We start from the raw sequence: 16,247 nt of genomic DNA, 5'->3' as shown, positions 1-16,247 counted from the left end.
TCAACCCTTGATATACGGCTTGCCGGCTGCCGCGGGGCCGCGTATCTGGCCCACGAATCCGGCGACGGCGATGATGGTGACCAGGTACGGCAGCATCAGCATGAATTCACTGGGGATCGGCGTCTGCAGCACCGTCAGCAGGTTCTGCAGGTTCGTGGCGAATCCGAACAGCAGCGCCGCCAGAGCCGCGCGCAGCGGATCCCACCGACCCAAGATCACGGCGGCCAGGGCGATGAAGCCGAGTCCGGCGGTCATCTCCTTGGTGAACTGCGGCACCGAGACCAGCGTGAAGTACGCCCCGCCGATACCCGCGATCGCGCCGGCCAGCGACACGTTCCAGAACCGGGACATGTTGACCTTGATGCCGACGGTGTCCGCGGCCTGCGGGTGCTCGCCGACCGCGCGCAGGCGCAGCCCCCAGCGGGTGCGGTACAGCGCCCACGCGACGACGGCGACGGTGATGTACATCAGGTACACCAGGAACGTCTGGTTGAACAGCACCGGGCCGATGAGGGGGATGTCGCTGAGCAGCGGGATCTCCAGCCGAGTGAAGCGGACGGGGCGGTTCAGCTGCTCCTCGTTGGGCACCAGCAGTGCCCCGTACAGGAAGCCGGTCAGTCCGGTGACCAGCACGTTCAGCACGACGCCGACGATGACCTGGTCGACGAGGTACTTGATCGCGAATGCCGCCAGCACGAACGCCACCAGCACGCCGCCGATCATCGCGCCGATCAGCCCGATGAAGGGGTTCCCGGTGATGGAGGACAACAGTGCCGCGGAGAAGGCACCCAGCAGCAGCTGGCCCTCGATGGCGACGTTGACCACGCCCACGCGTTCGCCGATGACGCCACCCAACGCGCCGAATACGAGCGGCACCGACAGTGAGATCGCGCCGAACAGCAGTCCGGTGACCGGTACGAGGCCGCCCGCTGCCGCCCAGACGAGGAAAGCGAACACCCCGAGCACGCTGAAGACGATCACGAGCCACAGCGGGGGACGACGGTACGACCAGGCATCCCATGCCGCCCATGCCGTGATCAGCACGAGCAAAACCAGGAGGAGCCAACTCGTGGTCGCGGTGGGAAGCTCCACGGTCGGCAGCACGATCGCCGAGGCGGCGTCGCCGAGGCGGAAGGTGCTGATGCCGTCGCGGGGCGCGAAGAAGAACAGCAGGGCCAGCAGCACCGTCACCCCGGCCAGCACGATCGGCACCTTCAGGTGCCGCTCCTTGACCGTGCCGAGCTGGATGGGAGCAGCGGGTGCCGAGGGGGCGAGCGCGCTCATGCCGTCACCGCCTTCTTGGCGGCTTTGGCTCGCGCCTTCGCCGCCCTCTCCGCATCGGTCTTGGGCAGGAAGAAGATCGTGCGCAGCAGCGGCGGCGCCGCGATGAACAGCACGATCAGCGCCTGGACGACCAGCACGATATCCACCGGGATCCCCTGCGCCTGCATCGAGAACGACCCGGCCTTGAGTGCGCCGAACAGGATGCCGGCGGCGAACGTTCCCCACGCGCGGCTGCGGCCGAGCAGCGCCACCGTGATGGCATCGAAGCCGATGCCGGCGTCGATCGTGCCGGTGAAGCCGGTGGTGACCGACCCCTGGATCTGATTCATGGCCGCCAGGCCCGCCAGGCCCCCGGCGAAGAGCATCGCGTAGACGTAGATGCGCTTCACGCTGATGCCCGCCGCACGGGCGGCGAACGGGTTTTCCCCGACGGCGCGCATGCGCATGCCGAGGCTGGAGAACTCCACGACCCACCACACCGCTACCGTCGCGAGGATCACGACGATGAAGCCCCAGTCCAGCAGCGGGAACGAGGGGCCGAACAGTTCGGGGAACTGTGCGGTCTCGGGCGTCGCGGCCGTGACCGGCTGGTTGGTGCCCGGCTTCTGCAGCAGACCCGGGGTGCGGATCATCCACAGCAGCAGGTAGTACGCCACGTAGTTGAGCATGATCGTCAGGATCACCTCGTGCGCGCCGGTACGGGCCTTCAGGATGCCGACGATGCCGCCCCAGATCGCTCCGCCGATGATGCCGGCCAGCAGCGTCAACGGCAGGTGCGCCCACATCGGCATGTCGAGGTTGAAGGCGAAGAACGCCGCGAAGATCGCGCCGACGAGCATCTGGCCGCGGGCACCGATGTTGAACAGGCCGACGCGGAACGCCAGCGCGACGCCGAGACCGGCGGCGATCAGCGGGGCGGCGAATCCGAGGGAGTTGGTCAGCGGGCGGATCTGCGCCGCGAAATCCGCGCCGCGCGGGTTGAACACCGCACCGCGGAACAGTGCCTCGTACCCGCCGTACACCGAGCTCCAGATGGCCGCGAACGTGTCGCCGGGGCGCGCGAAGAAGTAAACGGCCGATTCCTGCACGTCGTCGTCGGTCAGGGCGATGAGGATGCCGCCCACGACCATCGCGAGCACAATCGCGAGGATCGTGGTCACCGCGCTGCCGCGCATCAGTTCCTTGACGAGGACGTTGGCGCGCGGGGGCGGTGGAACGGCCGGCTCACCGGTGAGCGGTCCCTTGACGGGAGGGAGCTGCTCGGGCGGCAGCCCCGTCCTGGCATCGTCGGCACCGGGCGTCGTGCCGGTCATGCTGCTACCTCCGGGTCGCTGGCTCCGGCCATCATGAGGCCGAGGATGTCACGTGGGGTGTTGCCGGGGACGACCCCGACGATCGATCCGCGATACATGACCGCGATGCGATCGGCGAGGGCGGTGACCTCGTCGAGCTCGGTCGAGACGACGACCACCGGCACGCCGGCATCCCGTGTCTCGATGATCCGCTTGTGGATGAACTCGATGGAGCCGACATCGACGCCACGGGTCGGCTGGGCGGCCACGAGCAGCCGCAGCTCGCGGCTGAGTTCGCGCGCGATGACGACCTTCTGCTGGTTACCGCCGGAGAGGGTGGCCGCCACCGACTCGGGACCGCGCGTGCGGATGTCGTACTCTTCGATGCGCTCACGGGCGAACGCATCGAGGGTCTGCCGCATGATGGTGCCCATCCGCACGAATTGCCGGTCGCTGGAACGGTCCAGGATGAGGTTCTCGGCGACGGAGAACCCGCCGACCAGGCCGTCCTCGGTGCGGTCCTCGGGGACGAAACCGACGCCTTCGTCGAGGATGCCGCGGACGCTCTTGCCGACCAGTTCGGTACCGCCCAGGCGAATGGAGCCCTCCACCCGCGCGGCCAGGCCCACGATCGCCTCGACGAGTTCGGTCTGGCCGTTGCCCTGGACTCCGGCGATCGCCACGACCTCCCCGGGCCGCACGTCGAAGTTGACGCTGTCGACGACGATGGCCCCGGCGGGAGTGAGCACGCGCAGGTCACGCACCTCGAGCCCGCCCGCACCGACGCGAGGCGACTGCTTCTGCACGGTGAGTTCGACCGCGCGCCCCACCATGAGAGAGGCGAGCTCGGCGTTGGTGGCTGTGGGCGATGCTTCGCCGACCACGGCGCCCAGGCGGATGACGGTGATCCGGTCGGCCACTTCGCGCACTTCGCGCAGCTTGTGGGTGATGAAGACGATGGAGGTGCCTTCATCGCGCAGCTGGCGCATGATGGCCATCAGCTCGTCGGTCTCCTGCGGCGTCAGCACCGCGGTGGGCTCGTCGAAGACGAGCACCTGCGCGTCGCGGGACAGCGCCTTGATGATCTCCACGCGCTGCTGCACCCCCACCGGCAGTTCGCCGACGATGGCATCCGGATCGATGTCGAAGCCGAACCGGTCGGCGACGGCCCGCACGTGAGTGCGGGCTGCGGCCAGGTCCAGCACGCCGAGCCCCTTCGTCGACTCGTGACCGAGCATGACGTTTTCTGCCACCGTGAAGACCGGGATCAGCATGAAGTGCTGGTGCACCATGCCGATGCCTGCGGCCATCGCATCCCCCGGGCCACGGAAGTGCTGCACGGCACCGTCGAGAACGATCTCGCCTTCATCGGCCTGATACAGCCCGTAGAGGACGTTCATCAGCGTCGATTTGCCGGCGCCGTTCTCCCCCAGGAGAGCGTGAATCTCCCCTGCCTCGACCGTGAGGTCGATGTTGTTGTTTGCAGTGAGGCTGCCGAATCGTTTTGTGATCCCGCGGAGCTCGAGCTTCATAACTGCACCCTAATCCAGCACCCCGGCGCTGGTGGGCCGCGCGGGTGCGAGTTGTTCGGAACGGCTCGGGGCGGGCAACGGTGATCCGTTGCCCGCCCCGAGCGTGACTGCCTTCAGATCACGGGGAGTTCGGGGACTCCACCACGATGTCACCGGCGATGATCTGCTCCTGCAGTGCGGCCAGCTCGTCGGCCAGGCCCTCCGGAAGCTGCGACTCGAAGTCGTGGAACTCCGAGAGCTTGACGCCCTCGTTCTCCAGCGTGCCGACGTACGGGGCGACATCGAAGTCACCGGCAGCGGCCTCGAGCGTCGCTTCGTAGACGGCGACGTCGATCGCCTTCATGATCGACACCAGCGTGATGTCGGTGACGGTGTCGTCGGCGACCGCGAGGTCCTTGTCGACACCGAGCATGACCACCTCGGCACCGCTGTCGGCGATGGCCGCCGCGGCGCTCTGGTAGATGGGACCGCCCACGGGGAGGATGACGTCCACACCCTGGTCGAGCACGCTCTGCGCGGTCTGCTTGGCGGTGTCGTTCGCGGTGAAGCCACCGGTGAACAGCCCCTCCTGAGAGGCGGAATCCCAACCGAAGACCTCGACGGCTGCGCCCTTGTCCTCGTTGAACTTCTCAACGCCGAGCTGGAAGCCGTCCATGAACACGGCGACGGACGGGATCTGCATGCCGCCGAAGGTGCCGACCTTGTTCACACCGCTCTGGTCGGACCAGGCGGCGGCCGCGTAGCCACCGAGGAAGGCCGCGCCGGCGGTGTCGAACACGAGGGGCTTGATGTTCGGGGCGTCGGTGGCGCCGTCGAAGTCATTGTCGGCCCAGTCGTCGATGATCGCGTAGTCGATCTCAGGGTTTGCCAGAGCCGACTCCACCGTCGCCGGCGACAGGTTGAAGCCGACGGAGACGATGAACGTGCAACCCTCCGAGACGAGCGTCTCCAGGTTCGGGGCGTAGTCGTTCGGAGTCGTCGACTCCATTTCGATGCCCTCGATGTCGAGCTCTTCGAGCGCGCGATCCATGCCCTCCTTGGCCGCCTGGTTGAACGAGCGGTCGTTCCAGCCGCCTTCGTCCGAGATCAGGCAGGGGAGGAAGTCGTCAGCGGGTTCGGGGGCCGCACTGCCGGCTGTGTCTTCCTCGGGTGCCGAACCGCAGCCGGCGAGTGCCACGAGCAGCGCCGCTGCCCCGGTGACGCCGAGGACCTTCTTGGTGGTCGAGATGGGCAATGCAGCCTCCACGTTGATGACCTCGCGAATTTCGCGATATAAGACCGACGTTACCGATGATGACGACGGCTGTGCACGCTCCCAGGGTCCCCACGCGGGAATGGTTACAAAGACGCAATCAACCCGTCACGCAGCAGGTCACAACACGTCGCCGCGCCCGTTGAGCTTGAGCGCGTCCACGACGCCCTTCACCCGCTGGGCGTGCTCGCTCGTGGTCACCAGGAGCGCATCCTCGGTGTCGACCACGACGATGTCCTTCACTCCGATGAGGCTGATGACCCGCTTGGTCTGACTCACCACGATGCCGCTGGCGGCATCCGACAGCACTCGTGCATTCTCGCCGAGGATCGCCAGATCGTTCTTGCGGCCGTGCGAGTTGAGCTTGGCCAGGCTCGCGAAATCGCCCACGTCGTCCCAGTCGAAGTGGCCCGGGATCACGGCCAGACGGCCCTTCTCGGCCGCAGGCTCGGCCACCACGTAGTCGATGGCGATCTTCGGCAGACCCGGCCACACGCGGTCAACGACCGGCCCGCGGCGATCGCGGTCGTCCCACGCCTCGGCCAGTTCGATGAGCCCGGCGTGCAGCTCGGGGGCGTTCTCGGCGATCTCGGCCAGCAGCACGTCGGCGCGCGAGATGAACATGCCCGCGTTCCACAGATACGACCGGTCGGCGAAGTACTCCTTCGCGGTTTCGAGATCGGGCTTCTCCACGAACCGCTCGACCAGGGCCGCCTCCGGGGCGCCGTCGACGATCAGCTCGCCGTCCTTCTTCATGTAGCCGAAGCCCACCGACGGCTCCGACGGCTGGATGCCGATCGTGCAGATGTACCCGGCTCGCGCCACGGCGACGGCCTGCTGCACCGCGAACTCGAACGTGCGGGTGCCGCGGATGACGTGGTCGGCCGCGAACGAGCCGATGATCACGTCCGGTTCGCGGCGCACCAGGATCGCGGCGGCCAGACCGATCGCGGCGGCGGATTCACGCGGCTCCGACTCGAGGATGACGTTGCGGTCGGGGATGGCCGGCAGCTGCTCCTCCACCGCAGACCGGTGCGCGCGGCCGGTGACCACAGCGATCCGATCCGCGCCGGCGAGCGTCTCCAGTCGGTCCCACGTGTCGCGCAGCAGGGTCTGACCGGATCCGGTCAGGTCGTGCAGGAACTTCGGCGCATCGGCCCGCGACAGCGGCCACAGACGGCTGCCGATGCCCCCCGCGGGGATGACGGCGTAGAAATCCGGGAGGGTATCGTCCATGCCCCCAGGCTATCCACTCGCGACAGCCCTCCCCCGACGCCCCCGCCGACGGGTCGACGGGTGCTCGTGTCGCCCACCTCCGATTCGCCGGAATAGGATGGAGGTTGCGCCCCTGTGACGCACTGCGGACGCCGCCCCTCGTGTGTGCGGCCCGCCTGACGATTCGACCATGGAGGACGATAGTGGCAGCCGCTGCACGCGTCACGCCCTCGGCGACCGAAACCACTTCCAAGACCCCGCGCGGCACGCTGTACCGCGGCAACGAGGGTATGTGGTCGTGGGTTCTGCATCGCATCACCGGCGTTGCGATCTTTTTCTTCCTGCTGGTGCACGTGCTCGACACGGCACTCATCCGCGTGGCCCCCGAGGCCTACGACGCGGTGATGAGCACCTACAAGAACCCGATCATGGGGCTCGGTGAGGTGGTGCTGGTCGCCGCGATCGCCTACCACGCCTACAACGGGCTGCGCATCATCCTCGTGGACTTCTGGGCCAAGGGCGCCCGCTACCAGCGACAGCTGTGGTGGGGGGTCATTGGCCTGTGGGCCGTGACGATGCTCGGCTTCACACCGCGCCACCTCATGAACGTCTTCTCCGAGATGGGAGGGGGCCACTGATGACCGCCGACACCCTCGCCGCCCCCCGCACTCCCCACACCACGCCCCGCAAGCGCGGCGCGAACCTGGAGAAGTGGGGCTGGATCTACATGCGCGCCTCCGGCGTGCTGCTGGTCGTCCTGATCTTCGGTCACCTCTTCGTCAACCTCATGCTGGGCGACGGCATCCACGGCATCGACTTCGCGTTCGTCGCCGGCAAGTTCGCCTCGCCGTTCTGGCAGTGGTGGGACGTGCTGATGCTGTGGCTGGCCTTCATCCACGGCGCCAACGGCATGCGCACGATCGTCAACGACTACGTCGCCGGCGCCACCGCGCGCCGCGTGCTGGTGTGGGCGCTGTGGCTGTCGGCCGGGTTGATGATCGTCCTCGGCACACTGGTCGTGTTCACCTTCGATCCCTGCCTCGGGATCGAGAACAGCACGACCGAGTGGCTGATCGAAAAGTGCGCGGCGTAGTGACGTCGCGCGACGGCGCAGAGAACGAAGGCATCTGACACGTGAGTACCGACACCACAGGCACCGTCGTCAAGGACGGCGTCCACTACCACCAGTTCGACATCGTGATCGTCGGCGCCGGTGGCGCCGGCATGCGGGCGGCGATCGAAGCCGGACCCGGCGCGCGGACCGCCGTGATCACGAAGCTGTACCCCACCCGGTCGCACACCGGTGCGGCGCAGGGCGGGATGGCGGCGGCGCTGGCCAACGTCGAAGAGGACTCGTGGGAGTGGCACACGTTCGACACCGTCAAGGGCGGCGACTACCTCGTCGATCAGGATGCCGCGGAGATCCTCGCCCGCGAAGCGATCGACGCCGTTATCGACCTCGAGAACATGGGGCTGCCGTTCAACCGCACCCCTGAGGGCAAGATCGACCAGCGGCGTTTCGGCGGCCACACCGCCGATCACGGCAAGACCCCGGTGCGTCGCGCCTGCTACGCCGCCGACCGCACCGGCCACATGATCCTGCAGACGCTGTTCCAGAACTGCGTCCGACTCGGCATCAACTTCTTCAACGAGTTCTACGTGCTGGACCTCGTCACGGTCACCGCCGAGGACGGCTCCACCCAGGTCGCCGGTGTCGTGGCGTACGAGCTGGCCACCGGTGACCTGCACGTGTTCCAGTCCAAGGCGGTCATCTTCGCCACGGGTGGCTTCGGCAAGATCTTCAAGACCACCTCCAACGCCCACACCCTCACCGGTGACGGCGTCGGCGTCATCTGGCGCAAGGGGCTGCCGCTGGAGGACATGGAGTTCTTCCAGTTCCACCCCACCGGCCTGGCCGGTCTCGGCATCCTGCTCACCGAAGGCGCCCGAGGCGAAGGCGCGATCCTGCGCAACGCCTCCGGCGAGCGGTTCATGGAGCGCTACGCGCCCACGATCAAGGACCTCGCCCCGCGCGACATCGTCAGCCGCTGCATGGTGCAGGAAGTGGCCGAGGGTCGCGGCGGCGGACCCGACAAGGACTACGTCTTCCTCGACTGCACGCACCTGGGCGCCGAGGTGCTGGAGACCAAGCTCCCCGACATCACCGAGTTCGCCCGCACCTACCTGGGCGTGGACCCGGTGGTGGAGCCGGTGCCGGTCATGCCCACCGCGCACTACGCGATGGGCGGCATCCCCACCAACGTCAACGCCGAGGTCCTCAGCGACAACACCACCGTCGTGCCGGGACTGTACGCCGCCGGCGAATGCGCGTGCGTGTCGGTGCACGGCTCGAACCGCCTCGGCACCAACTCGCTGCTGGACATCAACGTGTTCGGCAAGCGCGCCGGCCGCAACGCCGTCGAGTACGTGCAGACCGCCGACTTCGTGCCGCTGCCGGAGGACCCCGCAAAGGATGTGCGGGACATGCTCGAGACGCTGCGCCACAACCCCGGCACCGAGCGCATCGCGGTGCTGCGCAAGACGCTGCAGGACGAGATGGACCGCAAGGCCCAGGTCTTCCGCACCGACGAGTCGCTCTCCGAAGTGATGGACGTCATCGCGGACCTGCGCGAGCGCTACCGCAACGTCCACGTCGACGACAAGGGCAAGCGGTTCAACACCGACCTGCTCGAGGCGGTCGAGCTCGGCTTCCTGCTGGACCTGGCCGAGGTCGTCGTCGTCACCGCCCGCAACCGCAAGGAGAGCCGCGGCGGCCACATGCGCGACGACTACCCCAAGCGCGACGATGAGAACTACATGAAGCACACGATGGCCTACCTGTCGGGTGACGCGCAGTCCTCGCACCCCGAGGACCACATCCGGCTGGACTGGAAGCCCGTCGTCATCACCCGGTACCAGCCGATGGAGAGGAAGTACTAGGCATGGCCACTGCGATCGCCCCGGCCGAGGCTCTCGCCGCCGCGCCGAGCAACGACACCGGCATCCAGTCGTTCCTCGTCACGTTCATCATCCGGCGCTTCGATCCCGAACAGGATGCCGAGCCGCGCTGGGTCGACTACGACGTGGAGCTGTACTCCACCGACCGTGTGCTCGATGCCCTCCACAAGATCAAGTGGGAGGTCGACGGGTCACTGACCTTCCGCCGCTCCTGCGCGCACGGCATCTGCGGGTCCGACGCGATGCGCATCAACGGCCGCAACCGGCTCGCGTGCAAGACCCTCATCAAGGACCTCGACATCTCGAAGCCCATCTACGTGGAGGCCATCAAGGGCCTGCCGCTGGAGAAGGACCTCGTCGTCGACATGGAGCCGTTCTTCGCCTCCTACCGCGAGGTGCAGCCGTTCCTGATCGCCGGTTCCAAGCCGGAGCCGGGCAAAGAGCGCATCCAGTCGATCGCCAAGCGGGAGATCTTCGACGACACCACCAAGTGCATCCTGTGCGCCGCGTGCACCTCGTCGTGCCCGGTGTTCTGGACCGACGGGCAGTACTTCGGCCCCGCCGCGATCGTCAACGCGCACCGGTTCATCTTCGACTCCCGCGACGACGCCGGCGACGCGCGTCTGGACATCCTCAACGACAAGGAAGGCGTGTGGCGCTGCCGCACCACCTTCAACTGCACCGAGGCGTGCCCTCGTGGCATCGAGGTCACCAAGGCCATCGCCGAGGTCAAGCAGGCGATCCTGCGCAAGTAGCACCCGAGTGACAGTGTGACGGGGGATGCCGCCAGTCGCGGCATCCCCCTCGCTACTGTTGACGCGTGAGCGTCGACCGTCCCGATCCGCCTCCGGGCGCCGCGCGCGAGCCGGACGAGAACTGGCGCGCACGCTGGGAGAGCACGCAGTCATCGCTGCGGCAACGCTTCGACGAGCCGATCGAGCACGCCACGGCGCTGACCCGGCGCACGATGGCGTGGTTCCCGGTGCGGGTGTGGCGGCACTTCCTGCGCAGCAACGGATTCCTGCTGGCGGCGAGCATCAGCTACCAGTCGCTGTTCGCGATGTTCGCGGTGGTGTACGTCGCGTTCGCGATCGCCGGGGTCTGGCTCGGCGGCAGCACCGAGGCTGTCCAGGCCGTCATCTCGGTCGTCAACTCCTACATCCCCGACCTCATCTCCGACACCGGCCCGATCTCACCGAAGGAGGTCACCGACGTCGCCCAGTCCAGCACCGGCGCGCTGGCCGTCACCGGCGCAGCGGCATTCCTGGTCGCGGTGTGGACGGCGATCGGGTTCGTGACCTTCACCCGCCGGGCCGTGCGCGATATCTTCGGGCTCCCCTTCGACGGCCGCGGGTACGTGCTGCTGAAGGCGCGTGACTTCGTCGCGGCGGTGCTGTTCGGCATCGCACTGCTGCTGGGCGCGGGGCTGGGCGCGGTGGCATCCGGCGCCGTCGACCTGCTGTTCCACCTGCTCGGCTGGGCCGACTCGTCGGAGTGGCTGTACGTGCTGGGGCGGGTGCTGTCGATCCTCGTCGCGTTCGCGATCAACTCCACCGCGCTGGCGCTGCTGTTCCGCTTCCTCGCCGGTGCGGCCGCTCCGTGGCCGACGATCTGGCCCGGCGCCCTGCTGGGCGGGGCGGCCATCGGCGTGTTGCAGATCAGCGCCGGGCTGCTGCTGGTGTACACCCCGTCCAACCCACTGCTGGCGACGTTCTCGGTGTTCATCGCGTTCCTGGTGTGGTTCCGTCTGATTGCGATCGTGATCCTGGTGGCGGCGTCGTGGATCGCCGTCGTCGCCGCCGATCGCGACATTCCGCTGGGCCCCGCCTCGGAGCACGAACGCCGCGTCGCCGAGGCCCACGCCCTCGTGGTGGGGGCGGAGCAGCGACTGCGCGCGGCCCTGGCCGAACGCGAACGGGCGCGGTGGTGGCAGGTGTGGCGCGCCTGGCGCGCCGAGCGGGAGGTGCGCGAGGCGGAGCAGGCGCTGGACGACGCGCAGGCGGGGCTTACTGCGGCGCGCGCGGGCGGGCGGCGGCTGGGCTGACGCCGGGGGTCGGTCGCGCGTTCGGCGTCGGCGGCGCTGGTTAGGCTTTTCGTCGTGCCCCGAACGCTTCGCATCGCCTCCGTCAACGTCAATGGCATCCGTGCCGCCGCCCGAAAGGGCATGCAACCCTGGCTGGAATCGGCCGGCGTCGACATCCTGACGCTGCAGGAGGTGCGCGCCGAGGCATCCGATCTCGCCGCCGCCCTGCCCGGCTGGCACGTCGTCAACGACGAAGCCCTCGCCAAGGGCCGCGCGGGGGTGGCCATCGCCGCCCGCTCCCCGCTGGAGGTGTGGCGTACCGACCTGGGCGACGACACGCTGGATTCCCAGGGACGCTGGGTCGAGGCGGAGATCGACGTCGACGGCGAGCAGGTCACCGTCGTCAGCGCGTACGTCTTCACCGGCGCGGCCGACACCGACAAGCAGGTGGCCAAGTATGCCTTCCTCGACGCGATGGAGGCTCGTATGCCGCAGCTGGCATCCGATGGATCGCTCGCTGTCATCACCGGTGATCTCAACGTCGGGCACCGCGAGCTGGACATCCGCAACTGGAAGGGCAACATCAAGAAGGCCGGGTTCCTCCCCCGCGAGCGGGCGTACTTCGACCGGTTCACCGCAGGGGCGGGCCAGACCGTGACGTGCGTCGACGGCTCCACCGGCACGGGCCTCGGCTGGGTCGACGTGGGGCGCACGTTCCACGGCGAAGTCGACGGGCCCTACACGTGGTGGTCCAACCGCGGCAAGGCTTTCGACACCGACACCGGCTGGCGCATCGACTATCACCTCGCCTCCCCTGCCCTGGGCGGACGGGTCGTGGACTACCGCGTGGTGCGGGCGCCGTCGTGGGACACGCGCTGGAGCGACCACGCGCCGGTCATCGCTGATTACACGATCGGGGCGTGATGCGGGCGCGGCGGGGGCCGCGGCATCCGCTCAATAGACTGGACGGGTGACCAGACCCCGTCTCTACTCCGGAATGCAGCCCTCCGCCGACTCCCTTCAGATCGGCAACTACATCGGGGCGCTCATGCAGTGGCGCGACCTGCAGGAGTCGTATGAGGCGTTCTTCTCCGTCGTGGACCTGCACGCGCTGACCCAGCCGAACGACCCCGCGGAGCTGCGCGAGAAGACCCGTCGCACCGCGGCGCAGTACATCGCCGCCGGCATCGAGCCGTCGCGATCGACCCTGTACGTGCAGTCGCACGTGCGGGCGCACACCGAGCTGGCGTGGATCCTGTCCACCATCACCGGCTTCGGCGAGGCCGGTCGCATGACGCAGTTCAAGGACAAGTCGCAGCGCTACGGCGCCGATGCGACCTCGGTCGGCCTGTTCACCTACCCGGTGCTGATGGCCGCGGACATCCTCCTGTACCAGACCAACATCGTGCCGGTCGGCGATGACCAGAAGCAGCACGTCGAGCTGACGCGCGATCTCGCGGAGCGGTTCAATTCGCGCTACGGCCAGACGTTCCAGGTGCCGATGCCGGTCATCCAGAAGGACACCGCGCGCATCTTCGATCTGCAGAACCCGACCGCCAAGATGTCGAAGTCGGCGGAGTCCGATGCCGGTGTGCTGTGGCTGCTGGATGACCCGGCGGTCACCGTGAAGAAGGTCATGCGCGCCGTCACCGACAGTGAGGGCTCGGTGCGCTTCGACCGCGAGAGCAAGCCGGGAGTGTCGAACCTGCTGGTCATCTACGCCGCCGTGACCGGTCGCCAGATCCCCTCGATCGAGGACGAGTACGCCGGGCGCGGATACGGCGACTTCAAGAAGGGTCTCGCCGAGGCCGTGGTCGCCGAGTTCGCTCCGGTGCGCGAGCGCGCCCTGGAGCTGCTGGACGACCCGGCCGAGCTGGACCGCGTGCTCGCCGCCAACGCCGCGCGTGCTGACGAGGTCGCCGACCGCACCCTCGGCGACGTGTACGACAAGATGGGCCTGCTCCGCCGCGTCTGACCCCGCGCGCCCGGCGCCTGGCGCCGCCGCGAGCGTGCACAACGTCGCCAATCGGCGCGGTAGTGAGCCTCAGCGGATGCCGTTGCCGCCGCGGCGCAGCGGATTGGCGACGTTGTGCACGCGCTGGTCATGGTGGGCAACGGCGTCGCGGATGGCCGCGAGCACCTCGTCGGTTCGGAACAGGATGTCCTCAGCGATGGGGCGCAGCGTGACATAGCCCTGTCGCGCTGCCTGCAGATCGCGTCGACGATCCCGCTTTCCCGTCTCCCAGTCGCCGTGGAATGCTTCGCTGTCGCACTCGATGATGAGCCACCCGTTGACGACGAGGTCCACCCGCCCCACCCCGCGGATCTGGACCTGCACATCCACATGCCAACCCTGTGCACGCAGCAGCAGGCGCATGAACGTCTCCGGGCCCGACTCGGAACGTCGGTCCACCAGCGCACGCAGGACGGCGAACCGATGCGGCAGAAGTCGGAAGACCTCAGCGATCCCCGCTTCGTCCACGAACCCCAAGTGCCAGGCACTGTCGAGTGTGGCGATGGCCGCCCTCGGCGATTGGCACCGGCACGCCTGAGCCAGCGCCTCGATCATCGGGGCCATGAGCGCGGCCGGGTGCGCGACGGTGGAGCGCCAGTGCCGCACGACACGATCGCTACGCGCGGGGACACGCGTGGATCCGTAGTCCATCTGCACGTGGAGGACCCGGTTCGCCAGGACGAAGATTCGCAGACTCGCCAACAGCGTGAGGCAGTCGACCCGTCCGCCGTGGCGCGCAGCGGCCAGGGCGGCGGGTGGGCAGAGCGCGCCGACGTAGACCCCGCGACGCACGCGGATCAAGTCGCCGGCGGCGACGGCGGCTTCGATCCGGCGGTGCGTGGCGCCCTGCGCGCGCAGTTCCGCGTATCGGATGGTGACAGCCACATCTGACGGTGGGGCGGGTGGGGACTCTGCGGCTGCAAGACGGTGGTTGTACATCGTCCCGATGGTGGACCGGTCCGGGCGACGATGGGCGTGCCGAACTGCCGGATCGGGGACAATCCCCGCGTGTCCCTGGCTGGGGAGGAGGCGCCGGGATGCTGGGGTCTCCCGCCCGGCGCGTGCACAACGTCGCTAAACCGGCCCTGAGACTCTCCGGAACGGCATGCTCGAGGCGGGGACGGGGTGAATTGCCGACGTTGTGCACGGCGGGGGTGGGGCGGGGGTAGGGACGGGGCGCGGTTAGGCTCGAGGGATGCAAACTGTGACCCTCCGCACGGCTCGGCTCGAGCTGTCGATCCCGACGGAGGCGGATGCCGACGCGATCACGGCCGCCGCGCAGGACCCTGAGGTCCCGCGGTGGACGACGCTGCCCTTCCCGTACGAGCGCGCGCACGCCGATGACTTCATCGCCAAGGCCGCGCAGTGGTGGGCTGCCGAGACCGAGCTGACCTGGGCCATCCGACTCGACGGCGCGTGGATCGGGATGATCGGCCTGCAGCACCTGCACGTCGGCGGCGACGCCGAGATCGGGTTCTGGCTGGCCGCGCACGCACGCGCGAACGGCTACCTGACTGAGGCAGCCCGCGCCGTGATCGACTTCGCGTTCGCCGCGGAACCGCTGGATCTCAAGCGCATCGAGTGGCAGGCGATTGTCGGCAACATCCCCTCGGCCCGCACGGCGCGCACCCTCGGCTTCCGCTACGAGGGCACGATGCGCCAGAAGCTGGTGAACCCGCGCGGGCGGGACGACGGCTGGGTCGCCGGTCTGCTGCCCACCGACGACCGCTCCCCCGCGGATTGGCCGATCCTCTCGGTCTGACCTGACCCCGAGGTCGCCGGTTCGTGCCAGGATGCCGGTATGCCGGAGATGCCCGAGGTACAGGGACTCGTCGACTTCCTCGATGCGCGCGCCGCGGCGCTGCACATCACCCGTGCGACGGTCGCGAACATCGCTGCCCTGAAGACGTACGACCCGCCGGTGGAGGCGCTCAAGGGCGCTCAGATCCTCGACGCCCGCCGCCACGGCAAGTTCGTCGACCTCACCGCCCGCACCGAGGCCGGCGACCCGCTGCACCTGGTGTTCCACCTGGCCAAGGCCGGCTGGTTGCGCTGGTACGACGCGCTGCCGGCGACCGTCATCAAGCCCGGCCGCACCCCGATCGCGCTGCGCGTCGCCTTCGATGACGGCTCCGGTTTCGACCTCACCGAGGCCGGCACCAAGAAGTCCCTCGCGGTGTACGTCGTCCGCACCCCCGACGATGTTCCCGGCATCGCCCGGCTGGGGCCCGACCCGCTCGGCCGCGGTTTCGACCGCGACGCGTTCGCCGCCCTGCTCGCCGGCCGGCGCACCCAGATCAAGGGCGTGCTGCGCGACCAGTCGATCATCGCGGGCGTGGGCAACGCCTACTCCGACGAGATCCTGCACGCCGCTCACATCTCGCCGTACGCCCTGGCCGCAGGCCTCGACGACGCCGAGATCGACCGGCTCTACACTGCGCTGCGGGAGACGATCGCGGATGCCGTCGCGACGGCATCCGGCAAGCCCCCCGCCGATCTGAAGGACGCCAAACGCCGCGGCATGCAGGTGCACGGCCGGCGGGGCGAAGCCTGCCCGGTGTGCGGCGACGAGGTGCGGTCGGTGTTCTTCGCCGACAACTCGCTGGAGTACTGCCCCACCTGCCAGACCGGCGGCAAGATCCTCGCCGATCGCCGGCTCTCCCGACTGCTGAAGTAG

At 68.5% G+C, this 16,247-nt stretch carries 15 protein-coding genes; 9 read left to right on the top strand and 6 right to left on the bottom strand.

From position 1 onward, the window contains the following. The 5 genes from QNO11_RS03395 to QNO11_RS03375 form a co-directional block, all read right to left on the bottom strand. Complete coding sequence (locus QNO11_RS03395) at positions 1–1,284, bottom strand: ABC transporter permease (protein ID WP_257509327.1); 1,284 nt, start codon at positions 1,282–1,284, stop codon at positions 1–3. Further along, positions 1,281–2,597 (bottom strand): ABC transporter permease, encoded by a 1,317-nt coding sequence (locus QNO11_RS03390; RefSeq protein ID WP_257509326.1) that lies wholly within the window; start codon positions 2,595–2,597, stop codon positions 1,281–1,283. The genes QNO11_RS03395 and QNO11_RS03390 overlap by 4 nt, the downstream gene beginning before the upstream one ends. Further along, positions 2,594–4,108, bottom strand: coding sequence for an ABC transporter ATP-binding protein (locus tag QNO11_RS03385; protein ID WP_257509325.1), 1,515 nt, complete (start codon positions 4,106–4,108; stop codon positions 2,594–2,596). Before QNO11_RS03385 ends, QNO11_RS03390 begins: the two co-directional genes overlap by 4 nt. Before the next feature lie 118 nt (positions 4,109–4,226). After that, positions 4,227–5,342 carry a BMP family lipoprotein gene (locus QNO11_RS03380; RefSeq protein ID WP_257509324.1) on the bottom strand — a complete coding sequence of 372 codons (1,116 nt, stop codon included), beginning with the start codon at positions 5,340–5,342 and terminating at the stop codon, positions 4,227–4,229. Between the two features lie 138 nt (positions 5,343–5,480). Continuing rightward, a complete protein-coding gene (locus QNO11_RS03375) occupies positions 5,481–6,596 on the bottom strand; it encodes a mannose-1-phosphate guanylyltransferase (protein WP_257509323.1) in 1,116 nt (371 codons plus the stop codon). Positions 6,597–6,778: 182 nt separating this feature from the next. Between QNO11_RS03375 and sdhC the strand changes: the two genes are divergently transcribed. The 7 genes from sdhC (at position 6,779) to trpS (ending at position 13,531) form a co-directional block, all read left to right on the top strand. Further along, entirely contained in the window at positions 6,779–7,213 is a 435-nt protein-coding gene (gene sdhC / locus QNO11_RS03370; RefSeq protein ID WP_257509322.1) for a succinate dehydrogenase, cytochrome b556 subunit, read from the top strand. After that, entirely contained in the window at positions 7,213–7,668 is a 456-nt protein-coding gene (locus QNO11_RS03365; RefSeq protein ID WP_257509321.1) for a succinate dehydrogenase hydrophobic membrane anchor subunit, read from the top strand. Before sdhC ends, QNO11_RS03365 begins: the two co-directional genes overlap by 1 nt. A 41-nt stretch (positions 7,669–7,709) precedes the next feature. After that, positions 7,710–9,515, top strand: a complete 1,806-nt coding sequence (gene sdhA, locus QNO11_RS03360) for a succinate dehydrogenase flavoprotein subunit (RefSeq protein WP_257509320.1) — start codon at positions 7,710–7,712, stop codon at positions 9,513–9,515. A 2-nt stretch (positions 9,516–9,517) separates the two neighbouring features. Next, a complete protein-coding gene (locus QNO11_RS03355) occupies positions 9,518–10,288 on the top strand; it encodes a succinate dehydrogenase iron-sulfur subunit (protein ID WP_257509319.1) in 771 nt (256 codons plus the stop codon). A 65-nt stretch (positions 10,289–10,353) separates the two neighbouring features. Then, a complete protein-coding gene (locus QNO11_RS03350; RefSeq protein WP_257509318.1) occupies positions 10,354–11,577 on the top strand; it encodes a YihY/virulence factor BrkB family protein in 1,224 nt (407 codons plus the stop codon). A gap of 54 nt (positions 11,578–11,631) precedes the next feature. Beyond that, complete coding sequence (locus QNO11_RS03345; RefSeq protein ID WP_257509317.1) at positions 11,632–12,480, top strand: exodeoxyribonuclease III; 849 nt, start codon at positions 11,632–11,634, stop codon at positions 12,478–12,480. A 46-nt stretch (positions 12,481–12,526) separates the two neighbouring features. Beyond that, a complete protein-coding gene (gene trpS, locus QNO11_RS03340) occupies positions 12,527–13,531 on the top strand; it encodes a tryptophan--tRNA ligase (RefSeq protein WP_257509316.1) in 1,005 nt (334 codons plus the stop codon). Between the two features lie 69 nt (positions 13,532–13,600). Here trpS and QNO11_RS03335 read toward each other — a convergent pair whose 3' ends face one another. Beyond that, positions 13,601–14,455 carry a type IV toxin-antitoxin system AbiEi family antitoxin domain-containing protein gene (locus tag QNO11_RS03335; RefSeq protein ID WP_257509315.1) on the bottom strand — a complete coding sequence of 285 codons (855 nt, stop codon included), beginning with the start codon at positions 14,453–14,455 and terminating at the stop codon, positions 13,601–13,603. A gap of 310 nt (positions 14,456–14,765) precedes the next feature. Here QNO11_RS03335 and QNO11_RS03330 point away from each other — a divergent pair, with 310 nt between their 5' ends. Together QNO11_RS03330 and QNO11_RS03325 are read left to right on the top strand one after the other, a co-directional pair. Beyond that, complete coding sequence (locus QNO11_RS03330) at positions 14,766–15,332, top strand: GNAT family N-acetyltransferase (RefSeq protein ID WP_257509314.1); 567 nt, start codon at positions 14,766–14,768, stop codon at positions 15,330–15,332. A 39-nt stretch (positions 15,333–15,371) separates the two neighbouring features. Next, positions 15,372–16,247: an Fpg/Nei family DNA glycosylase gene (locus QNO11_RS03325; RefSeq protein ID WP_257509313.1), complete on the top strand. Its 876-nt coding sequence runs from the start codon at positions 15,372–15,374 to the stop codon at positions 16,245–16,247.

The sequence above is a fragment of the Microbacterium sp. zg-B96 genome (assembly GCF_030246865.1).
Classification (GTDB): domain Bacteria; phylum Actinomycetota; class Actinomycetes; order Actinomycetales; family Microbacteriaceae; genus Microbacterium.
This window is presented reverse-complemented; position numbering and strand designations above follow the sequence as displayed.